Annotated in this window: 21 protein-coding genes and 1 riboswitch; of the genes, 5 read left to right on the forward strand and 16 right to left on the reverse strand. The window is 36.0% G+C overall.

From position 1 onward, the window contains the following. Positions 1–144 precede the first annotated feature (144 nt). Positions 145–1,026 carry a hypothetical protein gene (locus tag BK574_RS15825; protein ID WP_075389257.1) on the forward strand — a complete coding sequence of 294 codons (882 nt, stop codon included), beginning with the start codon at positions 145–147 and terminating at the stop codon, positions 1,024–1,026. Between the two features lie 229 nt (positions 1,027–1,255). Here BK574_RS15825 and BK574_RS15830 read toward each other — a convergent pair whose 3' ends face one another. The 6 genes from BK574_RS15830 to BK574_RS15850 form a co-directional block, all read right to left on the reverse strand. After that, positions 1,256–2,032 carry a nucleotidyltransferase domain-containing protein gene (locus BK574_RS15830; RefSeq protein ID WP_158211677.1) on the reverse strand — a complete coding sequence of 259 codons (777 nt, stop codon included), beginning with the start codon at positions 2,030–2,032 and terminating at the stop codon, positions 1,256–1,258. Positions 2,033–2,043: 11 nt separating this feature from the next. Beyond that, the gene (locus BK574_RS15835) at positions 2,044–3,951 is read right to left on the reverse strand and encodes an ABC-F family ATP-binding cassette domain-containing protein (RefSeq protein WP_078429274.1); all 1,908 of its coding nucleotides are present in this window, start codon (positions 3,949–3,951) and stop codon (positions 2,044–2,046) included. A gap of 342 nt (positions 3,952–4,293) precedes the next feature. Further along, a complete protein-coding gene (locus BK574_RS27595; RefSeq protein WP_158211678.1) occupies positions 4,294–4,461 on the reverse strand; it encodes a hypothetical protein in 168 nt (55 codons plus the stop codon). A 577-nt stretch (positions 4,462–5,038) separates the two neighbouring features. Then, entirely contained in the window at positions 5,039–5,725 is a 687-nt protein-coding gene (locus BK574_RS15840) for a hypothetical protein (RefSeq protein ID WP_078429275.1), read from the reverse strand. A gap of 335 nt (positions 5,726–6,060) precedes the next feature. Then, on the reverse strand, positions 6,061–6,300 hold the full coding sequence (tnpA, locus tag BK574_RS15845; RefSeq protein ID WP_218970583.1) for an IS200/IS605 family transposase: 240 nt from the start codon (positions 6,298–6,300) through the stop codon (positions 6,061–6,063). 155 nt (positions 6,301–6,455) lie between these two features. Beyond that, entirely contained in the window at positions 6,456–7,784 is a 1,329-nt protein-coding gene (locus BK574_RS15850) for a polysaccharide biosynthesis protein (protein ID WP_075389252.1), read from the reverse strand. A gap of 176 nt (positions 7,785–7,960) precedes the next feature. Here BK574_RS15850 and BK574_RS15855 point away from each other — a divergent pair, with 176 nt between their 5' ends. Next, on the forward strand, positions 7,961–9,265 hold the full coding sequence (locus BK574_RS15855; RefSeq protein ID WP_078429277.1) for a methyl-accepting chemotaxis protein: 1,305 nt from the start codon (positions 7,961–7,963) through the stop codon (positions 9,263–9,265). Positions 9,266–9,336: 71 nt separating this feature from the next. Here BK574_RS15855 and BK574_RS15860 read toward each other — a convergent pair whose 3' ends face one another. From BK574_RS15860 to BK574_RS15890, 7 genes are all read right to left on the reverse strand, one after another. Continuing rightward, on the reverse strand, positions 9,337–10,680 hold the full coding sequence (locus tag BK574_RS15860) for an aspartate aminotransferase family protein (RefSeq protein WP_238458033.1): 1,344 nt from the start codon (positions 10,678–10,680) through the stop codon (positions 9,337–9,339). 192 nt (positions 10,681–10,872) lie between these two features. Beyond that, entirely contained in the window at positions 10,873–11,544 is a 672-nt protein-coding gene (pgmB, locus tag BK574_RS15865) for a beta-phosphoglucomutase (RefSeq protein WP_078430889.1), read from the reverse strand. A gap of 20 nt (positions 11,545–11,564) precedes the next feature. Next, the gene (locus BK574_RS15870; protein WP_078430890.1) at positions 11,565–12,764 is read right to left on the reverse strand and encodes a class I SAM-dependent rRNA methyltransferase; all 1,200 of its coding nucleotides are present in this window, start codon (positions 12,762–12,764) and stop codon (positions 11,565–11,567) included. Between the two features lie 399 nt (positions 12,765–13,163). After that, positions 13,164–13,370 carry a hypothetical protein gene (locus BK574_RS15875; RefSeq protein WP_078429279.1) on the reverse strand — a complete coding sequence of 69 codons (207 nt, stop codon included), beginning with the start codon at positions 13,368–13,370 and terminating at the stop codon, positions 13,164–13,166. Then, complete coding sequence (locus BK574_RS15880; protein ID WP_078429280.1) at positions 13,370–15,802, reverse strand: heavy metal translocating P-type ATPase; 2,433 nt, start codon at positions 15,800–15,802, stop codon at positions 13,370–13,372. Before BK574_RS15880 ends, BK574_RS15875 begins: the two co-directional genes overlap by 1 nt. Positions 15,803–16,105: 303 nt before the next feature. Beyond that, on the reverse strand, positions 16,106–16,315 hold the full coding sequence (copZ, locus tag BK574_RS15885) for a copper chaperone CopZ (RefSeq protein WP_075389003.1): 210 nt from the start codon (positions 16,313–16,315) through the stop codon (positions 16,106–16,108). 127 nt (positions 16,316–16,442) lie between these two features. After that, on the reverse strand, positions 16,443–16,745 hold the full coding sequence (locus tag BK574_RS15890) for a metal-sensing transcriptional repressor (RefSeq protein ID WP_075389002.1): 303 nt from the start codon (positions 16,743–16,745) through the stop codon (positions 16,443–16,445). Between the two features lie 584 nt (positions 16,746–17,329). Here BK574_RS15890 and BK574_RS27060 point away from each other — a divergent pair. Continuing rightward, positions 17,330–17,521, forward strand: a complete 192-nt coding sequence (locus BK574_RS27060) for a tyrosine-type recombinase/integrase (protein WP_075389001.1) — start codon at positions 17,330–17,332, stop codon at positions 17,519–17,521. 140 nt (positions 17,522–17,661) lie between these two features. On the opposite strand, the gene BK574_RS15900 is transcribed toward BK574_RS27060, so the two are convergent. The 3 genes from BK574_RS15900 to BK574_RS15910 all read right to left on the reverse strand — a co-directional run bounded on the left by BK574_RS15900 (position 17,662) and on the right by BK574_RS15910 (position 23,900). Continuing rightward, positions 17,662–18,627, reverse strand: a complete 966-nt coding sequence (locus tag BK574_RS15900; RefSeq protein WP_078430891.1) for a tRNA dihydrouridine synthase — start codon at positions 18,625–18,627, stop codon at positions 17,662–17,664. Between the two features lie 438 nt (positions 18,628–19,065). Beyond that, entirely contained in the window at positions 19,066–19,920 is an 855-nt protein-coding gene (locus BK574_RS15905) for a malate synthase (RefSeq protein ID WP_078429281.1), read from the reverse strand. A 1,394-nt stretch (positions 19,921–21,314) separates the two neighbouring features. Continuing rightward, positions 21,315–23,900: a bifunctional diguanylate cyclase/phosphodiesterase gene (locus BK574_RS15910; protein ID WP_158211679.1), complete on the reverse strand. Its 2,586-nt coding sequence runs from the start codon at positions 23,898–23,900 to the stop codon at positions 21,315–21,317. Positions 23,901–23,969: 69 nt separating this feature from the next. After that, a riboswitch (cyclic di-GMP riboswitch) is annotated at positions 23,970–24,052 on the reverse strand. An 871-nt stretch (positions 24,053–24,923) separates the two neighbouring features. On the opposite strand from BK574_RS15910, the gene BK574_RS15915 reads away from it, so the two are divergent. Beyond that, the gene (locus BK574_RS15915) at positions 24,924–25,832 is read left to right on the forward strand and encodes a GGDEF domain-containing protein (RefSeq protein WP_078429283.1); all 909 of its coding nucleotides are present in this window, start codon (positions 24,924–24,926) and stop codon (positions 25,830–25,832) included. Further along, positions 25,819–26,457, forward strand: coding sequence for a cobalamin B12-binding domain-containing protein (locus BK574_RS15920; protein ID WP_078429284.1), 639 nt, complete (start codon positions 25,819–25,821; stop codon positions 26,455–26,457). The genes BK574_RS15915 and BK574_RS15920 overlap by 14 nt, the downstream gene beginning before the upstream one ends. Positions 26,458–26,633 lie beyond the last annotated feature (176 nt).

Here is a 26,633-nt window from a genome sequence, read left to right on the forward strand (position 1 = left end):
TCTATATTTAACTATTTTTCAACATTTAAGACTAGATTTGAAAAAATAATTGAACTTTTTACTTTTGCTCCGAAAACATTTACAATAATAGGTAAGGAGTATTCAGATGCCAAAATCTCACTTCAACGAAAGGAAGGTTATTTTATGACGTTACCTGCTTGCCTGCTCGGTAAAACTGTAAGTTTAAATAACAATTCCAAATATATCATTAAATATCAAGAACCTACTGATACGGATAATCATGTCATTTTATTTGAAGATGACCGCCCGAAAATTTATGCGCTTATTTCGCACATTGGGCAATTTAAAAAATCTTTTTTCTTAAATAAAACTCAAGATGAAGATGCAATTCGTTGTCTTGAACAATGTAAAAAAATTGAGAGTGCTCGAACAAACAGTCCTCTTACGCAAGCCGATATTAAAGATGCATTAAACGAACAAGAAGATGCAAAATTTAATAATAAAAATCTAGAAAAACTTCTTATGGACGAACACCTACAAGACATTAAAAATCGCTGGCCTTCTCGTTTACTATCTTCTCAATCGAACAATAAAAAATCACCTAATTCACTCATCCATTCCACATTAATAAGAGCACTTGCCACAGCAAACACCAAAAAAGCAATCGACTTTTTACTACTTCATCGTTATGATCCATTTTTAGTGTATCTTCATCATCAATTGGAACAATCCCCATCGTTAATGACCGATATTCTTACTTACTACAACGAACATCAAGCTCATGATGAAGCGACACTTCTTCTTACCAACCTAGCAAAAAATTGTACCCTTTCAAATTCTACTTTTTTAAATGTCCTGTTAGATGAAAGTCGAAAATTGAATAAAACCAGCACGACCTCGACCATATTTAAACAAGTGTTCTTAACTCTATATCAACGGGGTAAAAGGGAATACGGAAAAGATGTCACCTCTTGGCTCAGTTCTATTACAAACGAGAAAAAAAATAATTTAAAAAGAGATATCATGCAGTTAATTAAAGACAAAAAGAATAAGAAGAGCAGTTAATGCTCGAACTCTGTAGCTTTCAAATCGAGATAAGTTCTCATAAAGAGAAACTTTCATCGCGGCGCATTTAGTCTTAGTTCATTTAGTTGTTACTGACAGTTTATCCCACTTATTCTTCTTGATTCCTCGAAGTCTTGAAGTGGGGGTATACTACCAGTTGATACGGGATAAACGCAAGAAAAGGAAAAAGGCTGACTCAATCAATCAAGTCAGCCTCCTACCTTTGCTGTTACCAATCGTTTCCCCAGACTTGTTTTAACGTTCGTAGAAAATAAGCATCCAGTTCTCCTTGGTAAAGTCCTTTATCATATTCTATTGTTTGAGCAAAATTGTCTAGATGCTTAATTCCATCAAAAATATATTGCTGGATTTTACCGACCTGTTTTATATCTATTACTTGAGTTCCTCTTTGCTTTTCTAGTAAGAGTTGGTCGAGTTCCTTATTAAGTTGTGGATCAGTGACCATATCATCGAGTAACAATTCCATTTCATTAGGCGGCATCGAATGATGGTTTGCTATCCATCTACAAGCAAGTAACGGTTTAACAACATTTAAAAGGAGTTTGACTTTAATTTCTTGACTTTGAAAACTCCCTTTTGCATTTCGTTTCGCCATGTTTAAATAATGAAACAAACATGCTTTAGCTGAAAAAGTTGTTTGAGCTAAAGCCTTTAAGTCGCTAATCGCTGGGTGTTCATAATAAGTAGTACGAGATTGTAACCACTCCAATAATGGAGGATTCGATTTCTTTAAGAGAAATAATGCTTTCTTTAAATCCCATCCAACAATATCTAAATTCTCACCCATTGGTGCATCTATAACATCTCGTTTTTGGTCAATTGATATATACCAGTCGACGGGATGAACATATAGAAACCGAACATCATAATCACTTTCCTCTGAAGCCAATCCCCATGCCCTACTACCTGCTTCACAAGCATATAAAATCTTTACTTGCTGTACTTCTTCAATTTCTGAAAGTATTTGTAGGATTTTCTCTTTCACAACATCACCCGTTATTTTTGCTCTTCAATTTCCTCAATTAATAGAGATAACTCAGTCCAACGTTCCATCGCTTGTTCTAGCTTTTCTTCGTTTTGCTTTTGAGTTTCCATCAACTCTTGTATTTTTCCAAAATCACTTCCAGCAGCGACAATCTCCGCCTCAACGTTTTCGATCTTCAATTCGAGTTGAGTAATTCGATCTTCGATTTCATTCCATTCTTGTTGATCTTTATAGGAAAGTTTTTTTCTTGGTTCTCTTTTCTTTTTCTGTTCCGTTTTATCTTGAACGCTCGTTTTACGTTCTTGTATTTCTGCTTCTTTTTCGAGTCTTCTATCTTCCATATATTCTGAATAAGACCCTTGATAGCGACTAACCGAGCCGTTCCCTTCAAACACAAGTAAATGATCAACAACACGATCTAAAAAGTAACGATCATGGGAAACCGTTAAAACGACACCTGGAAATTGATCTAAATAATCTTCTAAAACACTAAGTGTTTGCGTGTCCAAATCATTTGTTGGCTCATCAAGAAACAATACGTTCGGCTCTTCCATTAAGACACGTAATAAATAAAGACGTCTCCGTTCCCCTCCCGAGAGCCGACGAATATACGTCCACTGCATGGCACGTGAAAATAAAAAACGTTCTAACATTTGCTCAGCAGTTATGATTTGATTGTCTACTGTTCGAACAATTTCAGCACCTTCTTTAATATAATCAATTACTCGTAAGTCTCCATCAATTTCTTCATCATCTTGTGTATAGTATGCAATTTTTACAGTTTCACCGACTTCAATCTCACCTGTAGTGGGTTTAATCCTTCCGGCTAATATATTTAACAGTGTCGACTTTCCTGTTCCATTTGGTCCGATAATGCCTAATCGTTCACCTGGAACGATTAAATAATCTAAATGATCAAAAAGAAGATGCTCACCAAACGATTTAGACATGTCATGGACTTCAATTACTTTTTTCCCAAGGCGCGTCGATCCGATCGCAAAATCAACATCCGCTTTTTGCGTTGGCCCTTTTTGATCTTTTAAATTCTCGACGCGTTGAATTCGCGCTTTTTGTTTGGTTGTCCTTGCTTTAGCCCCTCTTTGTAACCAAGCTAATTCACGACGTAGTAAATTTTGCCTTTTTGACTCGCTTTGTTCAGCAAGTGCTTCTCTCTCGGTCTTTTTTTCTAGATATACTTCATAATTTCCTTCATACGTATAAAGTTTCCCTTGATCTAATTCATAGATCCGATTAGTTACACGATTTAGAAAATAACGATCATGCGTGACCATGATAAGAGATCCTTTGTACTGGGCTAAATAACTTTCTAGCCATTCAATTGTTTCATTGTCTAAATGGTTTGTCGGCTCATCTAATATAAGTAAATCAGCAGGTTGGATGAGCGCTTTAGCAATCGCAACACGTTTTTTTTGACCACCCGATAAATATTTTACTTTTTTTGTGAAATCGGTAATACCAAGACGTGTCAGTACTGTTTTTGCTACAGTATTTGCCTCCCACGCCTCACATTCATCCATCTTTACTTGAACTTTTAATAAACGTTCTTGGAGCTTTATGTTTTCTGAGTCAAGCTGAAGCTCTTGTAAGGCTTGCTCATACTCTCGCATTACTTTCATAATTAATGAATCCCCGTAATAAATCTGCTCTAATGTTGTAAGGTTATCATCAAGTTCAGGCTGTTGTGGTAAATATTCAATATGAAGTTGATTGGAATGCGTGACCTTGCCTTCCTCCATCCCTTCTACAGCTGCAAGTACTTTGAGCAACGTTGATTTTCCCGTTCCATTAATGCCAATTAATCCAATTCGCTCACGTTCTCCAATTGCAAATGATATATGATCAAATAATACCTTTTCACCAAATGATTTATACAAATGTTCAACTGTAAATATACTCATCTTCTCAACCCTTAGTTTTCAATTTGTTTTCTCTATTTTAAATGAAAAACACGCAAAGTGCGAAAAAATAAGCGACGATACTATAATATATCCTAGTTTGATTCCTCGAAGTCTTGAAGTGGGGATATTACTGCCAGTTGATGCGTGATAAATAAACTCATCAAATACGGAAGACCTTTCTGTTAGAAAAACAAAGAAAAACCGCCCTGAATGAACACATTCATCTGCGGTTTTTCTCTTTTATAATTGATGATTTTAGGCTTATACTACGAGTTCCCCAACTCGTAGTTCTTTATCTCTTTTTTATCCCCTCGTCCGATATCTCTTAACCAACGATGTTTATTACTCCTTGACACTAAATATACCATTGTTTGCAGGAAAAGCCCATCGGTGAATTCCCTGATCTTGAACTGCCCGCCACTTTTCGACCTTGCGATCCGATTGAAATGGGTGATTCCTAAGAACACCAGCGTAACCGCCAGTTTGGATTAGGCTACCGCCAACTGACATTCATCTCCCCTTATCGCTGGGCTAAATCCCTTCTAGAGATTGAAAAGGGAGTCTTCTGTCAGAAATGGTAAACCCCACTACTTCTAGACTATTACTACATTTATCTCCTGATCTATTTTTACTATTTTTCAGTTTAATAGTTTAGTATTTTATAAATTGGAAATAATTTTATAAACAATACTAAATTCTTGTTATTTTTAAAAAGGGAGGAATACAAGATGAGTTTATATGAGTATATTGAAAGCATTAATCAAATGTTAGACGACGCAAAAAAAGAAACAAATGAGAGTATTAGTAAATAAAGTGAAACTTCATTCATCGGGTCATGCCCTGAATAGTAATTGAATTAATCAGGTTGTTACTGCGCTTCTCTTCCACTTCTTCGGCTTTCTTGTTTTCTCAACACTTTGAAGTGGGGATCTTATCACTTGTTAAACGGAATAAAACAACTCAGCATTAAACAGTTTTCATAAGTATGACAAGAGACAAGAGCTCCCCTTTCATAAGTTCGAACTCTTGTCTTTCTGAATTCTCCTATTGCGGTTGCAACGTTCTCTAACAACTACGTGAAAAATAGTTAGTCTTCAATTCGGTTCGCCACTCGAATTTCTCCAAATAACTCCTGAGCTAACTCACTTTGATAGTGGATTTGGATCATTCCCTTGCCTTTTGCAAAAACATATTTTTCATCGCCATCTTTTATTTCTACTTCTATTGCTTCCCACTCTTGATCATTCCAAGTGACCGTAGTTGTTTCTGGTGGAACTTTTGAAGTGAAAAAGAGTTCATTGAAATTACTTTCTTGGTTTTGCATCCACTCAAATGCTGCTTGCTCTCCTTCTTCTTCAACCATTCTTTGGAGCTCTTCATATTTCTCAAACTGTTCCTCAGAAAATTGATGGGTAATGACTACTTTTTGTTCTTCATGATTAACTTGTAATAAACGATAATGACCAAGTGCATGTCCTTGGTGACCCGAAACGAAAGCAACATCTTCAGATTGGTAGAGAATGTTCATTCCTAAACCTAGCCCCGTCCCTGGACCATCTGTCTCAAAACTTGATAAAACCTCGTATTCCTCAATGACATCGGAAAATGTATGCGGATCTTCTTCGACAGCTGGTTCTTCTATTTCTACCTCAACCTCTTCCTCTACTTTTTCTTCTTCCGTTGGCGCTTCTACTTCTGGAGCTTCTTCATTAGTACCACATCCTGCGATAAGTACGGTTAAACTTAAACCGATGAAAATAAATAACCTTTTCATGAAATCCCTCCTTCCTTGCTACAGGTATTGCCTAAAAAAGGGTAAGGAAAACCTGAAACTCCACACGAATAAATTCGGTGGGTTCTAAGGTACTTGAGGTACTTCTTCTATACCTATGAAAGCTTGATATAGAAACTCATTCCGTTCCCTTAGACTTTCATGGACAAGGCTTGTTCTAATGAACTACCTTAACGTCCTGTCGGCTCGTTTCAAAACCGTTTATTTGAACTGAATGCCCTACAAGCCCATGCTTGCTAGGGTTTTCGTTTGCTTTAAACGTTTGATTTCTATATCGTGCAATTCCTTAAATATCGCCCAATACTTCACACATTGTTCTAGATCAAGTCGCTCTTTAGTTGGGGAAACTTTTCTCTTAAAACTCGGCTACTTCTACCTTTAAAATCTTTAATGATCTTATGAAGCAATAGTCTAGGCTCAAATTCGATAAAAAGATGAATATGGTCTAGCATAACTTCTATGGATTTAATGGTTACATCTTTTTCTTTCTCTACTTCGTATAACACTTTCTTCAACTCGAAGATAAACGATACCATCTTTATGAATAATCCACTCAACATAATAACCTCTATTAAACTATACCTAATTATTCCATATCATTAGTTTATTATCTAATTAATTACTACAGCTTAAGGTTTTTAGTATATTCACAGAGGGTGCAATTCATCCCCATCAATAAATTACAGGGGCTTTCTTGCGCTAATGTTGTAAATTAATACTTAAAGTTAGAGGGTGCTCTTAGCAACAAGGTGGAACCAATTTTATTACAAATGGTTAGATAATGCATAAGTGTTAGCAGAACGACCCCTGTATTCATTCCAATAATAACACCTTTCATTTGGAATTGTTCCATTGAACCTAATACAAACATTAATGTAAATGAAACGATCGTTGACCAAACCGCATGGAGAAATGCATCTTTGACTAATCCAAGACCAATTAAGTAGGCTTGCATTGGCATAACAAAATAGTGGAATAAAAAGTAAAGACATAATAATTGAAGGTAGCCAGCTGCACGAGATGATTCAAAAAATAACGTAGTTAGCGGTTCAGCATACACGTAAAAAATGGTTACCGCAACTAAACCGTAAAAGAAAGTAAACAGCATCACTTTCTGTAACAACTTTTGCAGCTTTAAATAGTCTCTCTTTGCATAAGCTTCTGAAACGGTTGGAATGAGAACAATGAGCAGCGAATGTGCTATAAACGCTGGAAAAAAACCTATTGTAAAAGCGACCCCCGCTAACTTTCCATACTGGGCTAATGCAACTGCTTCGGTTAGTCCTGAGCGAAGCAACGCCTCTTTAATTAAAAATGGTTTAATCGCAAATGTGACAGCGTGGAAAATCCTTACTCCTGTCGTCGGAATTGATATTGCCAATAGCTGTTGTCTGACAGTCTTTCCACTTATCTTTTCACTTGGTTCTTTTTTCATAGAGTTTATTTGTAAAAAATAAACAGTAAGTAAATATACAAATACAATAAATTCACTACCAATTAACGTACATATCGCAATAAGAATAGCTAGTTCATGTTCAAAGTTAAACCACTGATATAGGATAACTAATAATATGAGTTGAGCTGCCCGACGTAAAAAGTTCGATAATGCAATTTTCCCCATTCGATGCGACCCCATAAAGTACCCTCTAGCGACAGAAGACAAGGAGATAATAGGGATTAACAAGATAATCAACCACCGTATCATGGGATGGTAGCGGTCAAAAATTGGAATAAAAGGCAGAATAACGACCACTACTATTAGAAAAATGAGCATGAAAACTAGGGTAAACCGTAATGTATGCTGAAGCATATTGAGGTGATATTTTTTGTCTTGCTCAGCGATAAATTTAGAAATAGAAATTGGCAACTCTATACTGGCAAGAACAACGAGCAATATAATGGTCGGCAGGATAGACATATACCGTCCTAATCCTTCATCACCTAATTCTCTAGCTAATACCATATTAATTATAAATTCAAGGCACTCGCTTAAAAATGCCGCAACGACTAACAATAGTGCACCTTTAAAAAATGTTTTCATGAGTCTCTCCTTATCTATACATACTTCTTCTATATAGATATGAGACAAGTCTACAGAATATTTTAATCTAGTTATTATTTTATCTCTTATTTTAAATTCTATAGACAAATCATTTACATTTATTATATATTTATTGAACAACACCTAGTTCGATTAACCTAGAAAGGGTGATCTTGATGTTTTTCCAACTGAAAAAAAAGCCTGACTTTCAACCTCGTATCGAATTAAATGCAGGAGAACATTTTATATTAAGTGATAAAGAAAAAGAATTACGTCTCGAATACATGAATTTTCAAAAAGAACACGCTCTTCTATTAAAGGAGTTACAACCTTTTGTTTTACAAATTTCAGACCAAGTTCTTGGAAAAATACTAGATCATGTTTTCAAATTTCAAATGCTAGAAGAAATTGCTACAAAACACTCCTCTCGTGAACGATTGTACGAGGTGTTTCAATATTATTTAAAGTCTTTATTTTCTGGAGAAATTAATGATGCATACTTACTGCAACGTCAAAAAATTGGAGGCTCTCACAATAAAGGACGGCTACCGATCGGTTGGTTTCTAGCAACGTATCAACTTTTTCAAACCCTACTTATCCCTCAACTTGTCAAATATTATGAAGGTGAACCTGAAAAGTTAGGGAAAGCCATCATCGCTGTTACACATGCTATTAATTTTGACTCTCAACTGATCGTAGAAACCTATATTCAAAGTCGTATCGATGAAATTGAAGCTTTAAATGCTGCAAACCATCAACTTCAACAGGAACTTACAGGAATAAGCCAAGAACTTGCTTCCACGATTGAACAAACGGAAGCTACAACAACAAACACGGCTGAAAAAGCAGTTCGAATAGGAATGGACACTGAAAATACGGTCAAGAGTAGCCAAAATCTTAATCAATTAATGAGCAAAAGTGAAGGTGACATGGTTGAGATGGAAATTTCTTTTTCATCCTTGATGAAAGAAGTTAATCTTTCTCTAGAAAAAATTGATCAAATGAAGGAGATATCCAATCAAATCAATACGATGACAGCTGAAATAGAGAAAATCGCTGATCAAACGAACTTATTAGCTTTGAACGCATCTATTGAAGCTGCACGTGCGGGTGAACACGGGAAAGGCTTTTCTGTCGTTGCAACCGAAGTACGAAAGCTTGCTGAGTCGTCCAAACAATTAAGTAATGACATTATTACACTCGTCATTGAAAGTAACCAAAATATTTCAAGCCTTATTAATACGATGAACTTAATGACTCAATCGACTGAAACTTCAAATAAGAGCTTAAAGACTGTAAAAAATGGCTTAGTTACTGTACGAATGGAAATGGAACAATACTCATCCATGTTCCAAAGCAACAAAAAAGATATTGATGACATTATTTCTGCTATTCAAGAGATTAATACAGCAACAGGAAATTTAGCCTTTTTATCCACTTCATTAACTGAAAAAGCTGAAAATCTTAAAACGAATGATTAAAGTATTTAAAAGCGATTGCTTAATTAATAGGAAAAGACCAGAATGAGTCGTCATTCTGGTCTTTTCCTTTCTTAAACTTTTAACAATGCTTTTTTAATCGTATCAATAATAAATTTGACGTCTTCAACCTCAATTGTTAAAGGTGGTGAAATCGCTAACACATTATTGAACCCTGCGACGGTTGCACCGTTTTTTCCGATGATTAAACCATTCTCTTTACAAGCATTTAAAACTTTGTTAACTCGTTCTACACCAAGAGGATCTTTTGACTCTTTATTTGCTACTAATTCAATACCAATTAATAGTCCTTTCCCACGGACGTCACCTACGTGAGGATGGTGTTGTATCGCAGCTGTTAGTTCGTTAATCAACTGTTCGCCTACTTGTTTAGAACGTTCAAACAAATTTTCCTTCTCCATAATCTCTAAATTTTTCAAAGCGACTGCACATGCTGCTGGACTACCACCAAATGTGTTGACGTGACGAAAATAATCATACTCGCCAGACCCATTAAATGCCTCATAAATCTCACGTTTTACTGCCGTTGCCGATAAAGGCAAATAAGCACTCGTAATCCCTTTTGCCATCGTAATAACATCAGGTTTCACCCCGTAGTTCATAAACCCAAACGGCTTACCCGTTCGTCCAAAGCCGCAAATCACTTCATCAGCAATTAAAAGTGCTCCATGCTGTTCACAAACTTCTTTAACGCCTGCCATATACTTATCTGGTGGAATTAAAATACCGCCACCTGTAATAATCGGCTCCATAATGACAGCGGCAACCGTTTCACTTAGTTCCCATGTCATCGCTTGGTCAATGGCCTCAACTGACTTTAACTTTCTCGGAGGGACACTGGGGTCTTCAGGGGTTCGGTATGAGTCGGGAGGCGGGACATGGACGAAGCCTGTCGCTAATGGTTCATACTTATACTTCCGCTGGGCTTGACCCGTTGCTGCAAGAGTCGCAATCGTATTTCCGTGGTAGCTACGGTATCTAGAAATTATTTTATAACGGTGATGCTCTCCTTTTTGCAAATGATATTGCCGAGCGATTTTAAAGGCCGTTTCATTTGCCTCTGACCCACTATTGGAAAAGAAAATAACATAGCCGCCACCTAGCATATCATTAAGTTTTTCAGCCAACTCAATTGCTGGTCGGTGACTTTGGGTTAACGGATAATAAGCAAGTTGTTTCATCTGTTCATAAGCAACATCTGCAAATTCAGTTCTTCCATAGCCTGCATTGACACACCATAACCCAGCCATTGCATCTAAATATCTTTTGCCGTCAGTATCAGTGATCCATGCACCTTTCGCTTCTTTTATGACCATCGTTTCCTTTGGACTATAAGGCTTCATCGCATGCCACACATACTTCTCATCTTTCGCTAACAGTTCATCCTTCTCTCTCATCTTAACGTCCTCCTCCATTTTGTTAAGTCAAACTCGCCAGGGGTGTCGTTGTTCGTCGGGATGAAAAACAGATGATACTCGATCCTATATTAGAAGCTATGAGTAACCGAACATGAGAATGCATGAAGCGTTATAAATTTGAATATATAAAAAAACAGTTCACTCTCAAAATGAATGAACTGCATGATTTTACTATTGCACGGAAAGTTTTACAAATGTTTGTAACTTTGTAAGTGTAATTTCACTTGTTTGATATACATGCCAATTTGCTGCTTTTACTGCCGCATGGGAACCGACTCCGATCGAGAACATTTCTGTTTGTTTTATTGCTTTGATCCCAGCTTCACTATCTTCAATGGCAATACAATTTTGCGGTGGGACTTTAAGCGCATCTGCTGCTTTCAGAAAAATTTCAGGATGAGGTTTCATGTTTTTCACTTCACCGATATCAACTACATGTTCGAAAAAAGAGTTTATCCCTAAATTCCCCAAAACGGTTCTTGCATTAGAGCTTGCAGACGCAATGGCCATTTTTATCCGATGTTCTTTTAGTTCCATTAGAAACTTATACATTCCTGGTAAAACATCATCTTTCGTTAATTTTTGTATAAGCTGTCGATAATACTCATTCTTTCGGTTTCCTAATGCTTGTTTTTGATCTGAAGTGAAGGAAATATCACTGTTTTTTACAAGCTCATCAATCAGCGCTGCCCGACTCATCCCTTGCATTTTTTGATTTAATTCTCTTTCAAAAGGAATCCCCAGCTCATCGGCGACTTGTTTTGTAGCTAAATAATGATACTCAACCGTATCAGCGAGGACACCGTCTAAATCAAAGATCACGGCATTATATGTTTGTTTCATAACGTTTTGTTCAACCCAATTCAACCTTTTATTTTTTGGATAAAAACGACCTTTAAATAATTTCCTTCTGGAAATTCTTTAGCCGTCTTAAAGTCACTTGGAAGTGTATATTCCTCTAAATACTTGAATTTTCCACTCATTTCTTTAAATGCTCTTTCAATCATCCCTTTGAACTTCTTCATGCCAAAGGAACTTGCATTCGTTGAAGCGACAATCACTCCATCATCTTCTGTGATCGCGATCGTTTCTTTAAGTAAGTTTGTATAATCTTTAGCCGCACTAAACGTATGCTTCTTCGACCTGGCAAAGCTCGGTGGGTCTAAAATCACCATACCAAATTTCAAATTCTTCTTTCCTGCATATTTAAAATAGTGAAAGACATCCTCAACAATAATGTCTTGCGCCTCATAATCAATATGGTTAATACTAAATTGTTCGATTGTTTTACTTAAACTTCGATTAGCTAAGTCGACACTCGTCGTTTTCTTCGCTCCACCTAACGCGGCAAACACGGAAAAAGCTCCCGTATAGGAAAATGTGTTCAATACCGTTTTCCCTTTTGCATACTTATCTCGGATTGTTTTTCTAACTTCACGTTGGTCTAAAAAGACACCAACCATTGCCCCCTCATTTAAGTAGATGGCAAATTGAACGCCATTTTCCTTTACAATAATAGGAAATTCCCCTTGTTCTCCAGTAACAAAATCATCTTCTTCAATGTACTTTCCGTCTGTAGCGAACCGCTTTTTCTGATAAATTGCTTTATAATCTGTTGTGGCTTTCAGAGCATTAATAATCTCATTTCTATATTTATAAATTCCTTGATTATACCAGTGTATTAAGTAATAACCATCGAAATATTCAATCGTTAAGCCGCCAATTCCATCTCCTTCACCATTAAAAACTCGAAATGCAGTTGTATCAGGGTCATTAAAAAATTCCGCTCGCCCTTTTAAAGCAGTCGCTATTTTATCTTCAAAAAAATCTTGTTCAAATTTTTCCAATTCGTTTTTTGTCAAAACCCAGCCATACCCTTTATTTTGCCTTCCATAATAGCCTTTAGCTATAAAACGGTGCTTCGTATCCACCAGTTTGACAACTTCGCCTTCATCCTTCACATCATTCCAGTTTGAAATGGCCTCTTTCGTTAATATAGGAAAGCCATTTTTATACTCATTAATAAACTTGGGCTTCACGTATAAAATCATTTCTTCGCTCATCGTTTCATCCTTTACCACTATTAAGTCTCTAGTACTGCAACACGTTCAATATGTATCAACATAAAATCGCAAACATAAAAAAAGATGTTGTAGTGTTTTACCATGATAAATGAAAACAGGTGTCCAATGCAACGGATGGTAGTTCTCATGTTACTTTATTAGTAATCTAAGCCATAACCAAAAAATGCAAAAAGGCTGTGGTACCTGACTAAAGGTGATTACATCAGGCAACACAACCCTTATTATAGCGGATTAACGAGGTGTTTAGTTTTTTGTGTAATTTTTAAAGCCCATTCAGGTTTTTTAGTCAGAGTTCGGGATCATTTCCCTTGATATCTCTTTAATCAACGGCTAATTTTAGTTATCTTGCTGAATGTGAACTTCTTTTTATAATCTCCTTTAGTTGTTGTGAAGTTTCTGTTCGAAGTTATCCTCATCCTCTATTGGATCTTCAACAATACCGTAGGACTCTTCACCATGATCCGTATGGTCACTGTGTATATTACCGCTCTCCAAAGGATTTGCCCCAGTTATCAAAGTGTAGCCCCCTATGACAAGGGCCAAATAAAGAATGCCTGCAAACAACCACCATTTTTTATTACTCATTAAGCCGCCTCCTTGTTCACGAGCTTTACCTTCTGCAGTCGTAAAGCGTTTAATACAACGGATACAGAACTAAAAGCCATGGCAGCTCCTGCAACCCATGGTGCAAGCAACCCAATCGCTGCAATTGGAATCGCAGAAGTGTTGTAAACAAAAGCAAAGAACAAGTTTTGTTTAATGTTTTTCATCGTTTTACGACTCATAATAATCGCATCAACCACACTATTTAAATCTCCACGCATAAGTGTAATATCTGCTGCTTCAATGGCAACATCAGTCCCAGTGCCAATCGCCATTCCGATATCGGCTATTGCCAGTGCTGGTGCATCATTAATACCATCACCAACCATGGCAACTTTTTTTCCTTCTTTCTGCAATTTTTCAATTTCATCACTTTTCTGTTCTGGTATTACTTCAGCAATTACATGTTTAATCCCAACCTGCTTCGCGATGGCGTTCGCTGTTCGTTCATTGTCACCTGTTAACATAATGACTTCCAGACCAAGGTCTACCATTCGCTTAATGGCTTCTTTTGACGTTTCTTTGACGGTATCTGCCACCGCTATAACCCCAGCAAGGCGGTAATCAATGGCGATTAACATAGCTGTTTTTCCTTGATTTTCTAAAGACTCCATTTGTGATAGAACGCTGTCTTCTAGAGCAATGTTGTTTTTATTCATAAGATTGCGCGTTCCTACATAAATCGTCTTCTGATCTACTGTCGCTTTAATACCAAAGCCTGGTATAGCTTCAAAGTCAGATGGATTTCCTAATTTGATATCCTTCCCTATTACACCTTTTACGATGGCTTGTGCCAAAGGATGCTCTGAGTTATGTTCGGCGGAACCAACATAATATAGAACTTCTTCTTCAGAAAAACCATTTCCAACCGTCAAATCGGTGAGTTCTGGCTCACCTTTTGTTACGGTCCCTGTTTTATCTAACACGACCGTTTGAATGAATTTTGTGTTTTCTAAATGTTCTCCACCCTTAAACAAGATCCCCATTTCTGCCGATCGTCCTGATCCAGCCATAATCGATGTCGGAGTAGCAAGTCCTAGCGCACAAGGACAAGCAATCACCAAGATCGAGATCATTGGAATTAACGCAGCACGCAAATCTCCAGGTGTAACGATGAAATACCATATGAAGAAGGTAGCAATCGCAATGACTACGACAACTGGAACAAAAATGCCAGATACTTTATCTACCATTCGCTGAATATCCGCTTTTGATCCCTGGGCTTCTTCAACCACTTTTACAATTTGTGCTAAGGCCGTATCTTTTCCAACCTTTGTTGCTTTCACTTTCAGAGAGCCATTCTTGTTAATCGTAGCGCCGATCACGGGATCTCCAATAGATTTGTCTATTGGAATACTCTCCCCTGTAATCATAGACTCATCTAATGCTGAACGGCCTTCAATAATCTCTCCATCGACAGGTACTTTCTCACCTGGTTTAATGATTAAAATGTCCCCAGTCATCACTTCTTCTATTGAAATCTCTTTTTCTTCCCCATCTCGAATCACTCGTGCTGTTTTAGCCTGCAAACCTAACAGTTTTTGAATGGCCTGACTTGTTCTCCCTTTCGCTCGAACTTCAAATAACTTACCAAGTACAATGAGGGTAATAATGACTGCTGCAGCTTCGAAATATAACTCAGGCATTCCCTGACTTCCTGCACTCATCCATTCCCATCCTAAATAAATGCTGTAGAAGTAGGCAGCACTTGTACCCATAGCAACAAGAACATCCATATTGGCACTCTTATTCTTCAACGCATGATATGCGCCTCTGTAGAACTGAGCCCCAACCACAAACTGTACTGGGGTAGCTAAAGCCAATTGAACCCATGGATTCATAAACATATCGGGCATATATAGAAATGACGTTATTTCAAAATGCGTCACCATCGTCCATAAAAGTGGAAGAGTAAGTATTGTCGAAAATAGAAATTTACCATACTGTTTTTCTATTTCTTTCTCTTTATGATCCACTTTTTCTTCAGTATCTTGTTTAGGAATCAAAGTATATCCAAGTTTATGAACAACTTCCACCATGTCAGTCGGTCTAACTTTTTCCGCGTCATACTCAACGGAAATCGTTTCTAAAGCAAAATTAACATTCGCTCGAGAAACACCTTCTATTTTATTGACTCTCTTTTCAATCCTTGTTGCACATGCAGCACACGTCATACCAGAAACATCGAATTCCGTTTTTTCATGAAGAACATGATATCCTAGTTTTTCAATTTTATCTTCAAAATCTTTTGGACTTGTATATGTGGAATCATATATTACTTTAGTAGTTTCAAGTGCGAAGTTTACATTCGCTTCTTGCACACCTTCAATTCTAGACAGCCCTTTTTCTATTTTGTTAGCGCAAGCTGCACAAGTCATTCCTGCAATTTTCAGCGTTGCTTCTTTTTGGGTCATGTCAACCACTCCCTCCTATATACTATACAGGGGTATATTTTTTTCAAAAGTAAACGTGCCATATAATAGCACGATCTCTTTTTTTATTTTAGGCTGTTTTCGTAAAATTTGTTGCTATTGGACCGTTTTTTGAACATCAATCAGCCAGATGGACAAATTCATTTGTCCATCTGGCTGATTGATGTTCAAATGCTTCACGCTTAAGCGTGAAGAACCAAGCTTAAGCGTGAAGAACCAAGCTTTAGCTTGGTTGACGGTCCAATAGCTTACAGCAACAACCTTTTAGAAAAGAACCTTATTTTATTACTTCTTTATGTCATACCCTTGATCTTCAATTTCATTTTCAATATCTTTTACGCTTAACGCGTTAGGATCAAAAGAAACATCCACTTTCCCTGTTTTAAGGTGTACCTTGACAGATTCAACACCATTTAATTTACCGACATTGCCTTCAATGGAATTAACACAATGTCCACAAGACATTCCTTGTACATTTAGTGTTATTTGTTGCATAGCTTAATTCCTCCTTTAATTTCTTTTTGTTCATTATCTTTAATATCTACTACTCAAACTTACTATACCCTTGTTAGGTATGTCAACATTTACGTAAATAGCAGAATCACCTTACTGACAGTTATTATTAAGATTTAGAAAAACGAGCAAAAACTTCCATTAATTCTTTAATCGCGTCATCCCCATCTCCAGCTTTTATAGCATCTGATACACAATGATGGGTGTGTTTTTCTAATAATTGAAGACTTACTTTCTTCATTGCTGCATTGATCGCAGAAATTTGCGTAATAATATCTACACAATAGCGGTCATTTTCAACCATATTTTGAATTCCTCGAACTTGGCCTTCAATTCGTTTTAACCGATTCATTATTTGTTCTTTTTCTTTTACTGATCTATGTGTGATTTTGGTTTCTTCCGAATGATTCATAACGTTCACCCTCTTTTTATAAAGTTCAAAATACGTAACCAGGGTATTCTATATTCATTGTACCATAAACTAACGGTTGGCGAAATGTCCGAATAATTATAAAAAATGTCTTCTTTGTTACGCTTCATTTTGATTCGTCTATGAAAAACGCTTACCAATCATTTTCCTCATTAGTTTGCAGAATGTGTCCCAGTCGTCAGGATACTGGTTTTTACCGTATTTTTTGATGTTTCTACCTTCTCTAATAATTTCTAAACTCCAACTTGTACCATCAAGTACACCTGGTTCTATGTATTCCCTTTTCCAATTCAGAAGGTTGATTTTCTTCAGCTCATCTAGAAATTGATTACATGTAGCTACTGTAACAGTCTTAAATTCCGTAGCTACTTCTTCCTCTCTATCCCAATGACTCCACGTTATGTTACCAGTAGTTAAATCAACATCAACATGATGTATGCTAAGTTAGATAACCCGTTATACTATCCGATATTCCTGACGGCTGTAGGAACAGGAATGAGACGAGGGGATCCCATTTATCCGAGGACGCTAGCGATTATCTTTAATCGCATCGTAAAAAAGCAAATGTGCCTCAGATCAGAATACACGACCAAAGGCACACTTATGCAACGCTATTATTAGAATTAGGTGTCAATCCCAAAATCGTTGCGGTACGATTAGGGCATACTTCAGTAAAAATTACGTTAGATGTCTATCCTCATGCTACCACTGATATGCAAAAAGATACAGTTAAGAAGCTAGAAAAATTCATTTACTAAAAAGTGAGCGTTTCGTGGTCATGTGGTCTTATCGACACTCAGAAACCTTGATACTAAAGCGTTAATAAGACCACTGACTCAACATGGCTTGACGAATGATCGCAGACATATTGATGTAGTATTGTTTACCTTACATTTTATTAATCATTCTCTAATACAAAGTTATCAAGCAATGCACGCACTTCATCTGTTGATTTCGTGTTCATCAATTGATTTCTTAATTCACCAGCTCCACGGAATCCTTTGACATAAATTTTGAAAAAGCGATGAAGCCCTGTGATTGAACGTGGCAGTGCTTCCGCATATTGATCTTGAAGATCAAGCTGCAGTCTTAAAAGATCAAGGTATTCTTTACTGTTATGCTCTTTTGGGTCTTTTTCAAAAGCAAAAGGATTTTTAAAAATACCTCGCCCGATCATAACGCCATCAATACCATATTGTTCAGCAAGCTGCAGCCCAGTTTGACGGTCAGGAATGTCTCCATTGATTGTTAATAGCGTATTTGGTGCGATACGGTCACGTAATTTTTTAATTTCCGGAATTAGCTCCCAATGCGCATCTACTTGACTCATTTCCTTTCTTGTACGTAAATGAATAGAAAGGTTCGCAATATCCCGTTTTAAAATATGCGTTAGCCACTCCTCCCACTCATTTACATCCTTATAGCCAAGTCGTGTTTTCACGCTGACAGGCAGCCCGCCCGCTTTAGCTGCTTGAATAAGTTCTGCCGCAACGTCTGGGCGCAGAATAAGGCCACTACCTTTCCCTCTCGATACCACATTCGGTACAGGGCAGCCCATATTAATATCGATGCCTTTAAATCCTAGCTCTGCCATGCCAATACTCATTTGGCGGAAATATTCGGGATTATCCCCCCAAATATGTGCCACCATTGGCTGTTCATCTTCTGTAAAAATCAAACGACCACGCACACTTTTCATGCCCTCTGGATGACAATAGCTATCTGAGTTTGTAAACTCTGTGAAAAATACATCTGGTCGACCAGCTTTACTTACCACGTGACGAAAAACAACATCTGTCACATCCTCCATTGGTGCAAGTACAAAAAATGGTCGTGGTAAATCACGCCAAAAATTATCTATCATTTCAAACTCAAATCCTCTCACTATGGATACAACTTCAAATTCTCGGTCAAAAAATATAAAGCCAAATGTGCCACTTCTTTTACACTTATATAATGCTTAATTATTTATTATCAAACACAAGTACATTGGGACATTTATAATTTGTGAAAATCGGCAATGTTTATTTTAACGAAAATCGGTCCTGAATGGTTTTTTTAAAAATAAAAAAAGCAGATGGTATTATCTAGTGGTGCCTGGCACGACCCGGTTTTTCTTGTTTCACATTAATGTTCCACAAAATGATTTCATAGAAAAAACTCCATCCTTTTTTGATGGAGCTTCTCTCACAACACAATCTTTGCTATACACTGAGGGTCAGGCAAGACAATGTATTTTTTCAATAGTAAATGTTTATTGGAGTTTACACTTTTAAAATAAGTTGAGCTAAACACTCCACATCTAAATACGCATTAATGCACCATTAGGCTTTGGTAACTCTTGATCTGTTATCTGATTCATTTTACAAAAATGTTCAAAAAATTGTTGTGCCAACTCTCGTTCCTTTGGGTCACTTTTCAACGAAACTATATCAAGCAAAATTTGAGCTATCCATGAATTTTCAAAATAACGGTATTTACCTGTATTCCATGTCATTTTGTGGGGGAATTTTTCATTTACATAATATTCCCAGAAAAGCATCTGATCCGATTCCTGTTCTGTAAGTTGGAGTCTGTATTTTGAATGAGCAGGAATATATCCATCTTCACAAATCTTACCGATAAAATCTTCATTCACCATATAGACACCTAAGATACGTCTGTCTTTTTCAGGCATGCTAGAATCTATTGCTGTTAACAGGACAGCGCTATTTTGGTGCAAGCGGATGGGTTTGTTTGGCTTCCCCTTGTTATTACCACTTTTTATTACGCCTGAAAAAACCTTCCACTCTGAAAAAGAACTATTCTGTTCTTCTGTGTCACACCAAAAAACCATTTGTGATTCGGGATGTAGTTTATGATTTTTCATAAGTTTTTCATGTTCCAAGCGAAGTTCCTGGTTTTTTCGTTGTAGTTTTTTTTCCTCTTCCTTCTTCCATTCTTCCTCCTTTCGTTCCATTTCCTTTTTTTGTATAATCTTTTCAAGTGAATTAGCAACACTTTTATCATGTAGTTTTAGGTGCTTTCCAAATACATCAGGGAAAACAAACTTTTTATTTTCCGATGCGAAATGTATTTCAATACTAGAATCATTATGTTTAACTATACTACCTATGCCAAAACGCTTGTGTGTAACTTTCTTATTGATTAGATTCATTATTCTAGTCCTCCTTGTAGAATTAAAACTCGGTTACTATTAGATAGTAAATTGATAATTTCATTCAACTAACTTACCTTTAAAGCTCACACAATTGTTTGAGTTTCTCTTCGGCTTAAAAAAAGATATTAAAAAAACGTATCCATAATTCTATCTGCAAAAAAATACAGTGGAATTCGGAATACGATTAAAAAAACAATTGTAAGACTATTATAACACTTTTTTGAAAATATTACAAATTTCTTATTGACAACACATTTTATCGTGAGGTAAAATGTGGTTTTATTCTCTGCACTTCTTTGAAATAGTTATGAAATAAAGGCTCCAAAAAGTCGCGAAACCTCTGGAAAGCTCCTATCAAATAACCACTTGATTACCGGTGAAAAGTGGAATGATTCCACGATTAAACTAACCCTCATTACGTTGGAGACTTATCTAGTGGTGCATGGCACGACCCGGTTTTTCTTGTTTCACATTAATGTTCCACAAACTGATTTCATAGAGAAAACTCCATCCTTTCTTGATGAAGCTTCTCTCACAAACACAATCTTTGCTACACACTCAGGGTCAGGCAAGACGATGTATTTTTTCAATAGTAAATGTTTATTGAAGTTTACACTTTTAAAATAAGTTGAGCTACACACTCAACATGTGTTTTGATAGAGTGATGATACTGAAACGCGTTTATATTGATTTTGCGTAAAGGTACCCCCCTAATATGCCAATAAAAAAGTGCTTTTATGAACGAATGTTTGTTGAATGTAAAAAAGCCATTCTATATTTGTATCCTTAAATTATCTCTTCTGAATAGTATCGATGTACTTCTCAGTAAAGGATTTATAGTTTTTTCGTCTTTCTTCTTCAACATTAGTTACCCGTTCTTAATATAATGTTAACCTAATTATTGAGTATTTACCTTTTTGGCTCTAACCAGGAAGAAGTATAAAACTGAAAATTCATTAGTATTTATACAAAACTAGTGATGTAACATAAATATACGCATTTAAGGTTTTCGAATAGTAATACCTTACCTTACTCATCATCTTCAAAATCACTGGATAGGCTAAACTGAATCTTCTTTAATCTAAAGAAGCGGAATGTACCAACAATTTCCCAGGGTTTGATACAGCCAATAAACGTTATCCCAATGTTGCAAAAATGAGAAAGCAAGCAACAAAATTTTCAACGTTACTCTAGGATCAATTAGCAAAGATTTAAAACTTCATCTCCTTTCAATATGTAAAAACAATAACTTTCCAAATAAAAAAGAGTATCCCTTTAACAAAATACTCTCTTCACCAATTTCATTCAAAGTTTTCAAAAAAACTATACAGATTCTCATTTTTTGTAAAAATGCTACTTTACATTGCATTTTAGAAAGCAACAAGTGACCTTTATGATTTTAATTTAAGCGACTCTAAATATTGCTCGAGATCATCAGCCGGTAAAGGTCGACTGTAGTAATACCCTTGACCAATAACTCCTTTAGATAGTAAAAAATCTACTTGGTCTTTGGTTTCAATCCCTTCTACGACAACATTAGAACCTAGATCCGCCCCCATCCGTATAATGGCTTCTAATAACCCTGCTGACCTTTTATTCTTCATTACATCATGTAAAAAAGCCCGATCAATCTTTAAACTATCAATAACTATACTCTGAAGCATATTTAATGAAGAATAACCGACTCCAAAGTCATCAATCGCAACTCGCACCCCTAACATCCTTAACTGATTCACAATGTTTACTGCCTCGTTTACATCAATCATAACCCTTTCGGTAATTTCAATCTCCAAGTTACTCGGTGGAAGACCCGTTTCTTTTAACACATTTTTTACTGTTTCTATAAATGAGCGTTCCTTAAATTGACGTGCAGATACATTAACAGAAACAGGTGTTTTTAATACACCTTTATCATTCCATTCTTTACCATGCTTACATGCTTCTCTTAATACCCATTCTCCAATTTCAACTATTAGACCCGTTTCTTCTGCTATTGGGATGAATTCTGCCGGTGAAACAAATCCAAACTCTGGATTCCAACGTAATAAGGCCTCTATTCCCTTTACTCTATTTGTACTTAATTCAAATTGTGGTTGATAATGTAAAGTAAACTCCCCGTTGCCAAGTGCTTTCCGTAAAGCATTTGTGACTCGACTCTTTCGTAAGACCTGGTCATTTAAGTTATCCGAGAAAAATTGATAATTATTCTTACCGATATCTTTTGCCATGTACATAGCCAAATCGGCATTTTTTATTAGAATTTCTGCATCAAATTCGTACTCAGGGAACATACAAACACCTATGCTTGGTGTGATAAAAACCTCGTGCCCGTGCAACTCTATAGGACTTGTTAATCTTTTGATGAGTCTTTCACAAATTATACCTGTTTTCTCTTTGTCAGTGTTTTCAACCAAAATTAGAAACTCATCTCCACCTTGTCGAGATATTAGATTATCTTTCCCTAATTGACTTTCCATGATCTTAACGAGTTTTTTTAGAACTTGGTCACCGAAATGATGTCCTAAAGTATCGTTAACATTTTTAAAATTATCGAAATCTATAAATAATATACCTAGTGAATATTTATATTCTTTTGCACTTTTAATCGCTTTATCTAACTCGATACTAAAAAGTTCACGAGTTGGAAGGCCTGTTAGAGAGTCCTTATACGCTAATTCTCTTAGTTCCTCTTCAGCACGTTTTCTCCCTGTAATATCTTGGACAAATGCGATTACATTAACAGTTCCATCATCCCTAAATACTGGTACCCCATTAACATCTATATTCACATAGTGTCCTTTTTTATGTCTAAGAGTAAGTTCCACTCTAAGTGATTCACCATTTTTTATCCTTGTAAAAATATTGTTTACTTTTTCTAATTCAATAATCAAATCATTGATCCCTAACTTTACTAGTTCCTCTTTTTGATAACCAGTTATTTTTTCTGCAACGCTATTTACACGGTAATATTTACCCTCACTGTCTATTTCAAATATGGCATCAAGTGAATTATTATATAACGAATCAAATTTTTGTTGTGTTTGTTCTAAATCATGAACCACTATTTTAAGTTGTTCCTCTGCACGTTTTTGCTCTGTTATATCTCTTGCCATATAAACCAATCTGCTTCCTAGTCCATCTTCCTCTTGAATCGGTGTTCCTTTACCCTCAAGGTATATCCACTGCCCGTTTTTATGTTTGTAACGGAAGATTAATTTTTGTGGAGCCCCGATTTTTACTTGTTTCTCAAATACCCATATGGCATTATTAACGTCATCAGGGTGCACGAAATCAAGCCAGTTCTTTCCCACAAGTTCAAAAGAGGAGTATCCTAAGTATTTTTCATGTGATGGAGATACATATTCATAAACCCCTTGTTGATTTAATAAACCAACGAAGTCAGATACGTTTTCTGCTAAAAGACGATACTGTTGTTCACTTTGTTGGAGTTTCTCATTTGTTTTTTTGTGTTCAATGGCAACAGATGCTAAATGAGTAAAGTCCTCAAGAATTCCCAATTCTCGAATATTTGGTACTTTAGGTTCACCATAATATAAACCAAATGTGCCTAACACTGTTCCGTCCGAGGATAAAATAGGTTGCGACCAATATGCTTTTAGTCCATAAGATAAGGCTAATGATTTATATTCTTTCCATAATATGTATTTTTCAATATCTTTTACAATTACCCTTTCCCTCCTATAAGCCGCTGTTCCACAAGAACCTACACTTGGACCAATTTGGGTTCCATTTAAAATCTCATTATATGATTCATCGAGGCTCGGTCCTATCCCGTTTTCCAATGTTTGCTTTTCATCATTCAACAATAAAATGGAACAATAAGTTTTTGGGATTAGTGTTTCTATTTCTAGTGCTAGAGTTGTCAATATTTCAGTAAGAGAGCTTCCAGTAGCAGTCATTCTCAAAACTTTGTTTTGTGCCTTTAAGGTTTGTTTATCTATTGTAATTCTACTCATATCCATATCCCTTTCTTATTTCAATATAAATAAAATACACACCCCGTTAATAAGGATATGTTTCCCTAAAACGGCACCTGGCTGGCTTAACAAAAGTTTTAGCCCCTATAGTTTAGCGTCCCCCCATTACTGAAGGTTTGTCCAGGTCATTTTTTTTTGATAAATATCAAAATAATACTTATAATATTAGCACTATTAACAACTTATTTCGTCAAATATCTTTTTAATTTTTCGGATAACTACCATTTCCAAAAAAAGGGAGTAAATAGGTTGTTACCCTTTTTTTACATATTTAATTTCTTAAGCATTTTTTCCTTTATGGATTTGTGTACATAAGCATGTATTTATCGATTGATGTCCAGCCATTGCTGCAACTTTATGTACGTCAATCCTGCTTCCAATGCAGAAGTACAGAAATAACGTCGTAAGCCATGTGGTGACAAGGGTTCATTACTAGTATTTCTACTATTTTCTAAATAATTTATTTACTGTCTTACTTGAAAGGAATGACTAATAAAGTTTTAGTCATACTCTTACCTAATTTAAATCTAAATATTAACCCAATAACAATTAACTCTGTTCAATACAAAGAGATCATCTTTTACAAGGTGCTTAGGCTTTTTAAAATGTCCTTTACAAAGGGTGCACTTTAAAGCGCAACTCATTTTTTTTAAGAAAAGAGAGGAACGCCATATTTCAGCGCATATTACATTTGAATGGCTTATACTAAGACGCTCTGGGTTCAAAAGTGAAACAGTATAGCCTAGACTTTCAAGCCTTCGTAGTGAATGTCAAACAATGGATTGTTGTTTTCGCCTATCGGGGGAATCTTCTCCTAAATCGACGTACATTTCTTTACTGGTCAATAAGTAATCTCTGGCTTTTAAATACATGAATGACTGTGCAGTAAATGACAAACAATGGGTAAAAAGTGCTATAATAAAAACTAAAAGCCCATACTTCTTGTGGAACCCTTGACACATATAAAATAAACTTAGCCAAACGTAACCGGAGGACCCCAATTTGACCAAAAATGGTGATATTCTTACAATCTTTCCTTTGGTTTACATAGTTATAGACGATTCTATGACTATTAAGACGATTAGTGGTCGAAGCAATACTATGTTATCAAAGGATACTGAGTTTTTTGAGGGTAAGAGTCTTAGTCTAATACTTGACACCCCCTCTTTGTACAAATTAAAAGAGCTTTTGCAAAATGAAGAAAGTGATGAGATTACGACAGAGTTGAATTTTCAAATCGCTTTTGAAATTCATTCTTTCCAAGCTTTTATTCGAAAAATAGACAGCTTAACTATGATTCTATTGACCCCCTTATCCCAAGAGTATTTAGACACGGTTGAAACTATAATGAAAATTAGTTCTGACCTATCACAGTTAAACTCAGAATTAATGAGGAAAAATAAGATTATTAACGAACAAAAGAAGGAACTAGAAAAATTAAGCTTTACGGATAGTTTGACAGGATTATATAATCGTAGACAGTTTAATCAAGCGATTCAAACAGAGCTTATAAAGGCTAAGCGAAAGAAGTATCCTATAACGATCCTTATGATTGATCTTAACAATTTTAAAGAGATAAACGATACCTTTGGCCATGACAAAGGAGACCATTTATTACAGGGGTTTGCAACCATAACAAAAAGACATATCCGCCATGGCCTTGACTTTGCCTTCCGAACAGGAGGAGACGAGTTCCTCCTAATATTAACAGACTGTGATGAAAAAGAAGCGATTGACATTGGAGCTAGACTTAATAAAGAATTCCAAAAAATCACGGATATTTCGTCAATCTCTTATGGTGCTGTATCAATCCCTTATGATGATGATACAAAAGTTGAAGCTTTTATCCAGGCCGCAGATCAAAAAATGTATGAGTTCAAAAAGGAGCTAAAAAGAGATGGGGCAAGGTAGAATAACAGAAAATTTTTCAACTGAATATTTATCCTACTTGTTAGAGTCAAACCGGACAGAAGCACGTCGTTTAATCCTAGATCAATTTAAACACAATATCCCAATAGAACATACGTATTTCGGAATTGAAAAGACAATGTATAAAATCGGACAAATGTGGCAACGAAATGAAATTACAGTAGCTAATGAACACCTTGCATCTGCGATTGTTCACCAAAATGTAATGGAATGTTATCAATATGTTATTAACCAGAAGCCCAAGAAAGGTCGCGTCATCACTTGTACAACACAAGAAGAATTACATGATTTGGGGATAAAATTGGTCAACCATATTCTAGAATACCAAGGTTATGATGTAATCTATTTAGGTAATAAGTTACCCATTAAAGATGCGATTCCTTTTTTCAAAAAAGAAAATCCAGATTATATTGCAATCTCTGTCACAATCTATACTCACGTTCATCATGCCAAGGAATTAATTGATAAAATTAAAAATGAACCTCAATTGAAGGATAGCAAAATCATCATTGGTGGTTACTGTTTCAAACAAAATCCCTCCTTATTAAAACTATTAAACTATGACTGCTACATTGAAGACATAACTGATTTGGTTACGAAAATTTAGTGACAACGGGACGGTGCCTGCCTCTTTTTGGTTAAAGTTAAAAAATACCTGATTTTAGCTTGATCAACTAGGGCGACTCTCACGGTCCAACACAAATAAATGGTGAATAAATACTTAGAATCCACTTCAATATCGGAGGGACCGCTCTCGTGGAAAAAACTTTGGCAAGAAGGAGC

Origin of the sequence: Alkalihalobacterium alkalinitrilicum, from assembly GCF_002019605.1 — a bacterium.
Lineage (GTDB): Bacteria > Bacillota > Bacilli > Bacillales > Bacillaceae_F > Alkalihalobacterium > Alkalihalobacterium alkalinitrilicum.

Excerpts from the sequence above, each read along its gene's own strand:
- BK574_RS15870 (WP_078430890.1), bottom strand. The coding sequence starts at position 12,764 with ATGAGCGAAGAAATGATTTTATACGTGAAGCCCAAGTTTATTAATGAG.
- BK574_RS15920 (WP_078429284.1), top strand. The coding sequence starts at position 25,819 with ATGGGGCAAGGTAGAATAACAGAAAATTTTTCAACTGAATATTTATCC.
- BK574_RS27595 (WP_158211678.1), bottom strand. The coding sequence starts at position 4,461 with ATGTCAGTTGGCGGTAGCCTAATCCAAACTGGCGGTTACGCTGGTGTT.
- BK574_RS15910 (WP_158211679.1), bottom strand. The coding sequence starts at position 23,900 with ATGAGTAGAATTACAATAGATAAACAAACCTTAAAGGCACAAAACAAA.
- BK574_RS15855 (WP_078429277.1), top strand. The coding sequence starts at position 7,961 with ATGTTTTTCCAACTGAAAAAAAAGCCTGACTTTCAACCTCGTATCGAA.
- BK574_RS15825 (WP_075389257.1), top strand. The coding sequence starts at position 145 with ATGACGTTACCTGCTTGCCTGCTCGGTAAAACTGTAAGTTTAAATAAC.
- BK574_RS15860 (WP_238458033.1), bottom strand. The coding sequence starts at position 10,680 with ATGAGAGAGAAGGATGAACTGTTAGCGAAAGATGAGAAGTATGTGTGG.
- BK574_RS15900 (WP_078430891.1), bottom strand. The coding sequence starts at position 18,627 with ATGATAGATAATTTTTGGCGTGATTTACCACGACCATTTTTTGTACTT.
- copZ (WP_075389003.1), bottom strand. The coding sequence starts at position 16,315 with ATGCAACAAATAACACTAAATGTACAAGGAATGTCTTGTGGACATTGT.
- BK574_RS15890 (WP_075389002.1), bottom strand. The coding sequence starts at position 16,745 with ATGAATCATTCGGAAGAAACCAAAATCACACATAGATCAGTAAAAGAA.
- BK574_RS15835 (WP_078429274.1), bottom strand. The coding sequence starts at position 3,951 with ATGAGTATATTTACAGTTGAACATTTGTATAAATCATTTGGTGAAAAG.
- BK574_RS15850 (WP_075389252.1), bottom strand. The coding sequence starts at position 7,784 with ATGAAAACATTTTTTAAAGGTGCACTATTGTTAGTCGTTGCGGCATTT.
- BK574_RS15880 (WP_078429280.1), bottom strand. The coding sequence starts at position 15,802 with ATGACCCAAAAAGAAGCAACGCTGAAAATTGCAGGAATGACTTGTGCA.
- BK574_RS15875 (WP_078429279.1), bottom strand. The coding sequence starts at position 13,370 with ATGAGTAATAAAAAATGGTGGTTGTTTGCAGGCATTCTTTATTTGGCC.
- pgmB (WP_078430889.1), bottom strand. The coding sequence starts at position 11,544 with ATGAAACAAACATATAATGCCGTGATCTTTGATTTAGACGGTGTCCTC.
- BK574_RS15840 (WP_078429275.1), bottom strand. The coding sequence starts at position 5,725 with ATGAAAAGGTTATTTATTTTCATCGGTTTAAGTTTAACCGTACTTATC.
- BK574_RS15905 (WP_078429281.1), bottom strand. The coding sequence starts at position 19,920 with ATGAATCTAATCAATAAGAAAGTTACACACAAGCGTTTTGGCATAGGT.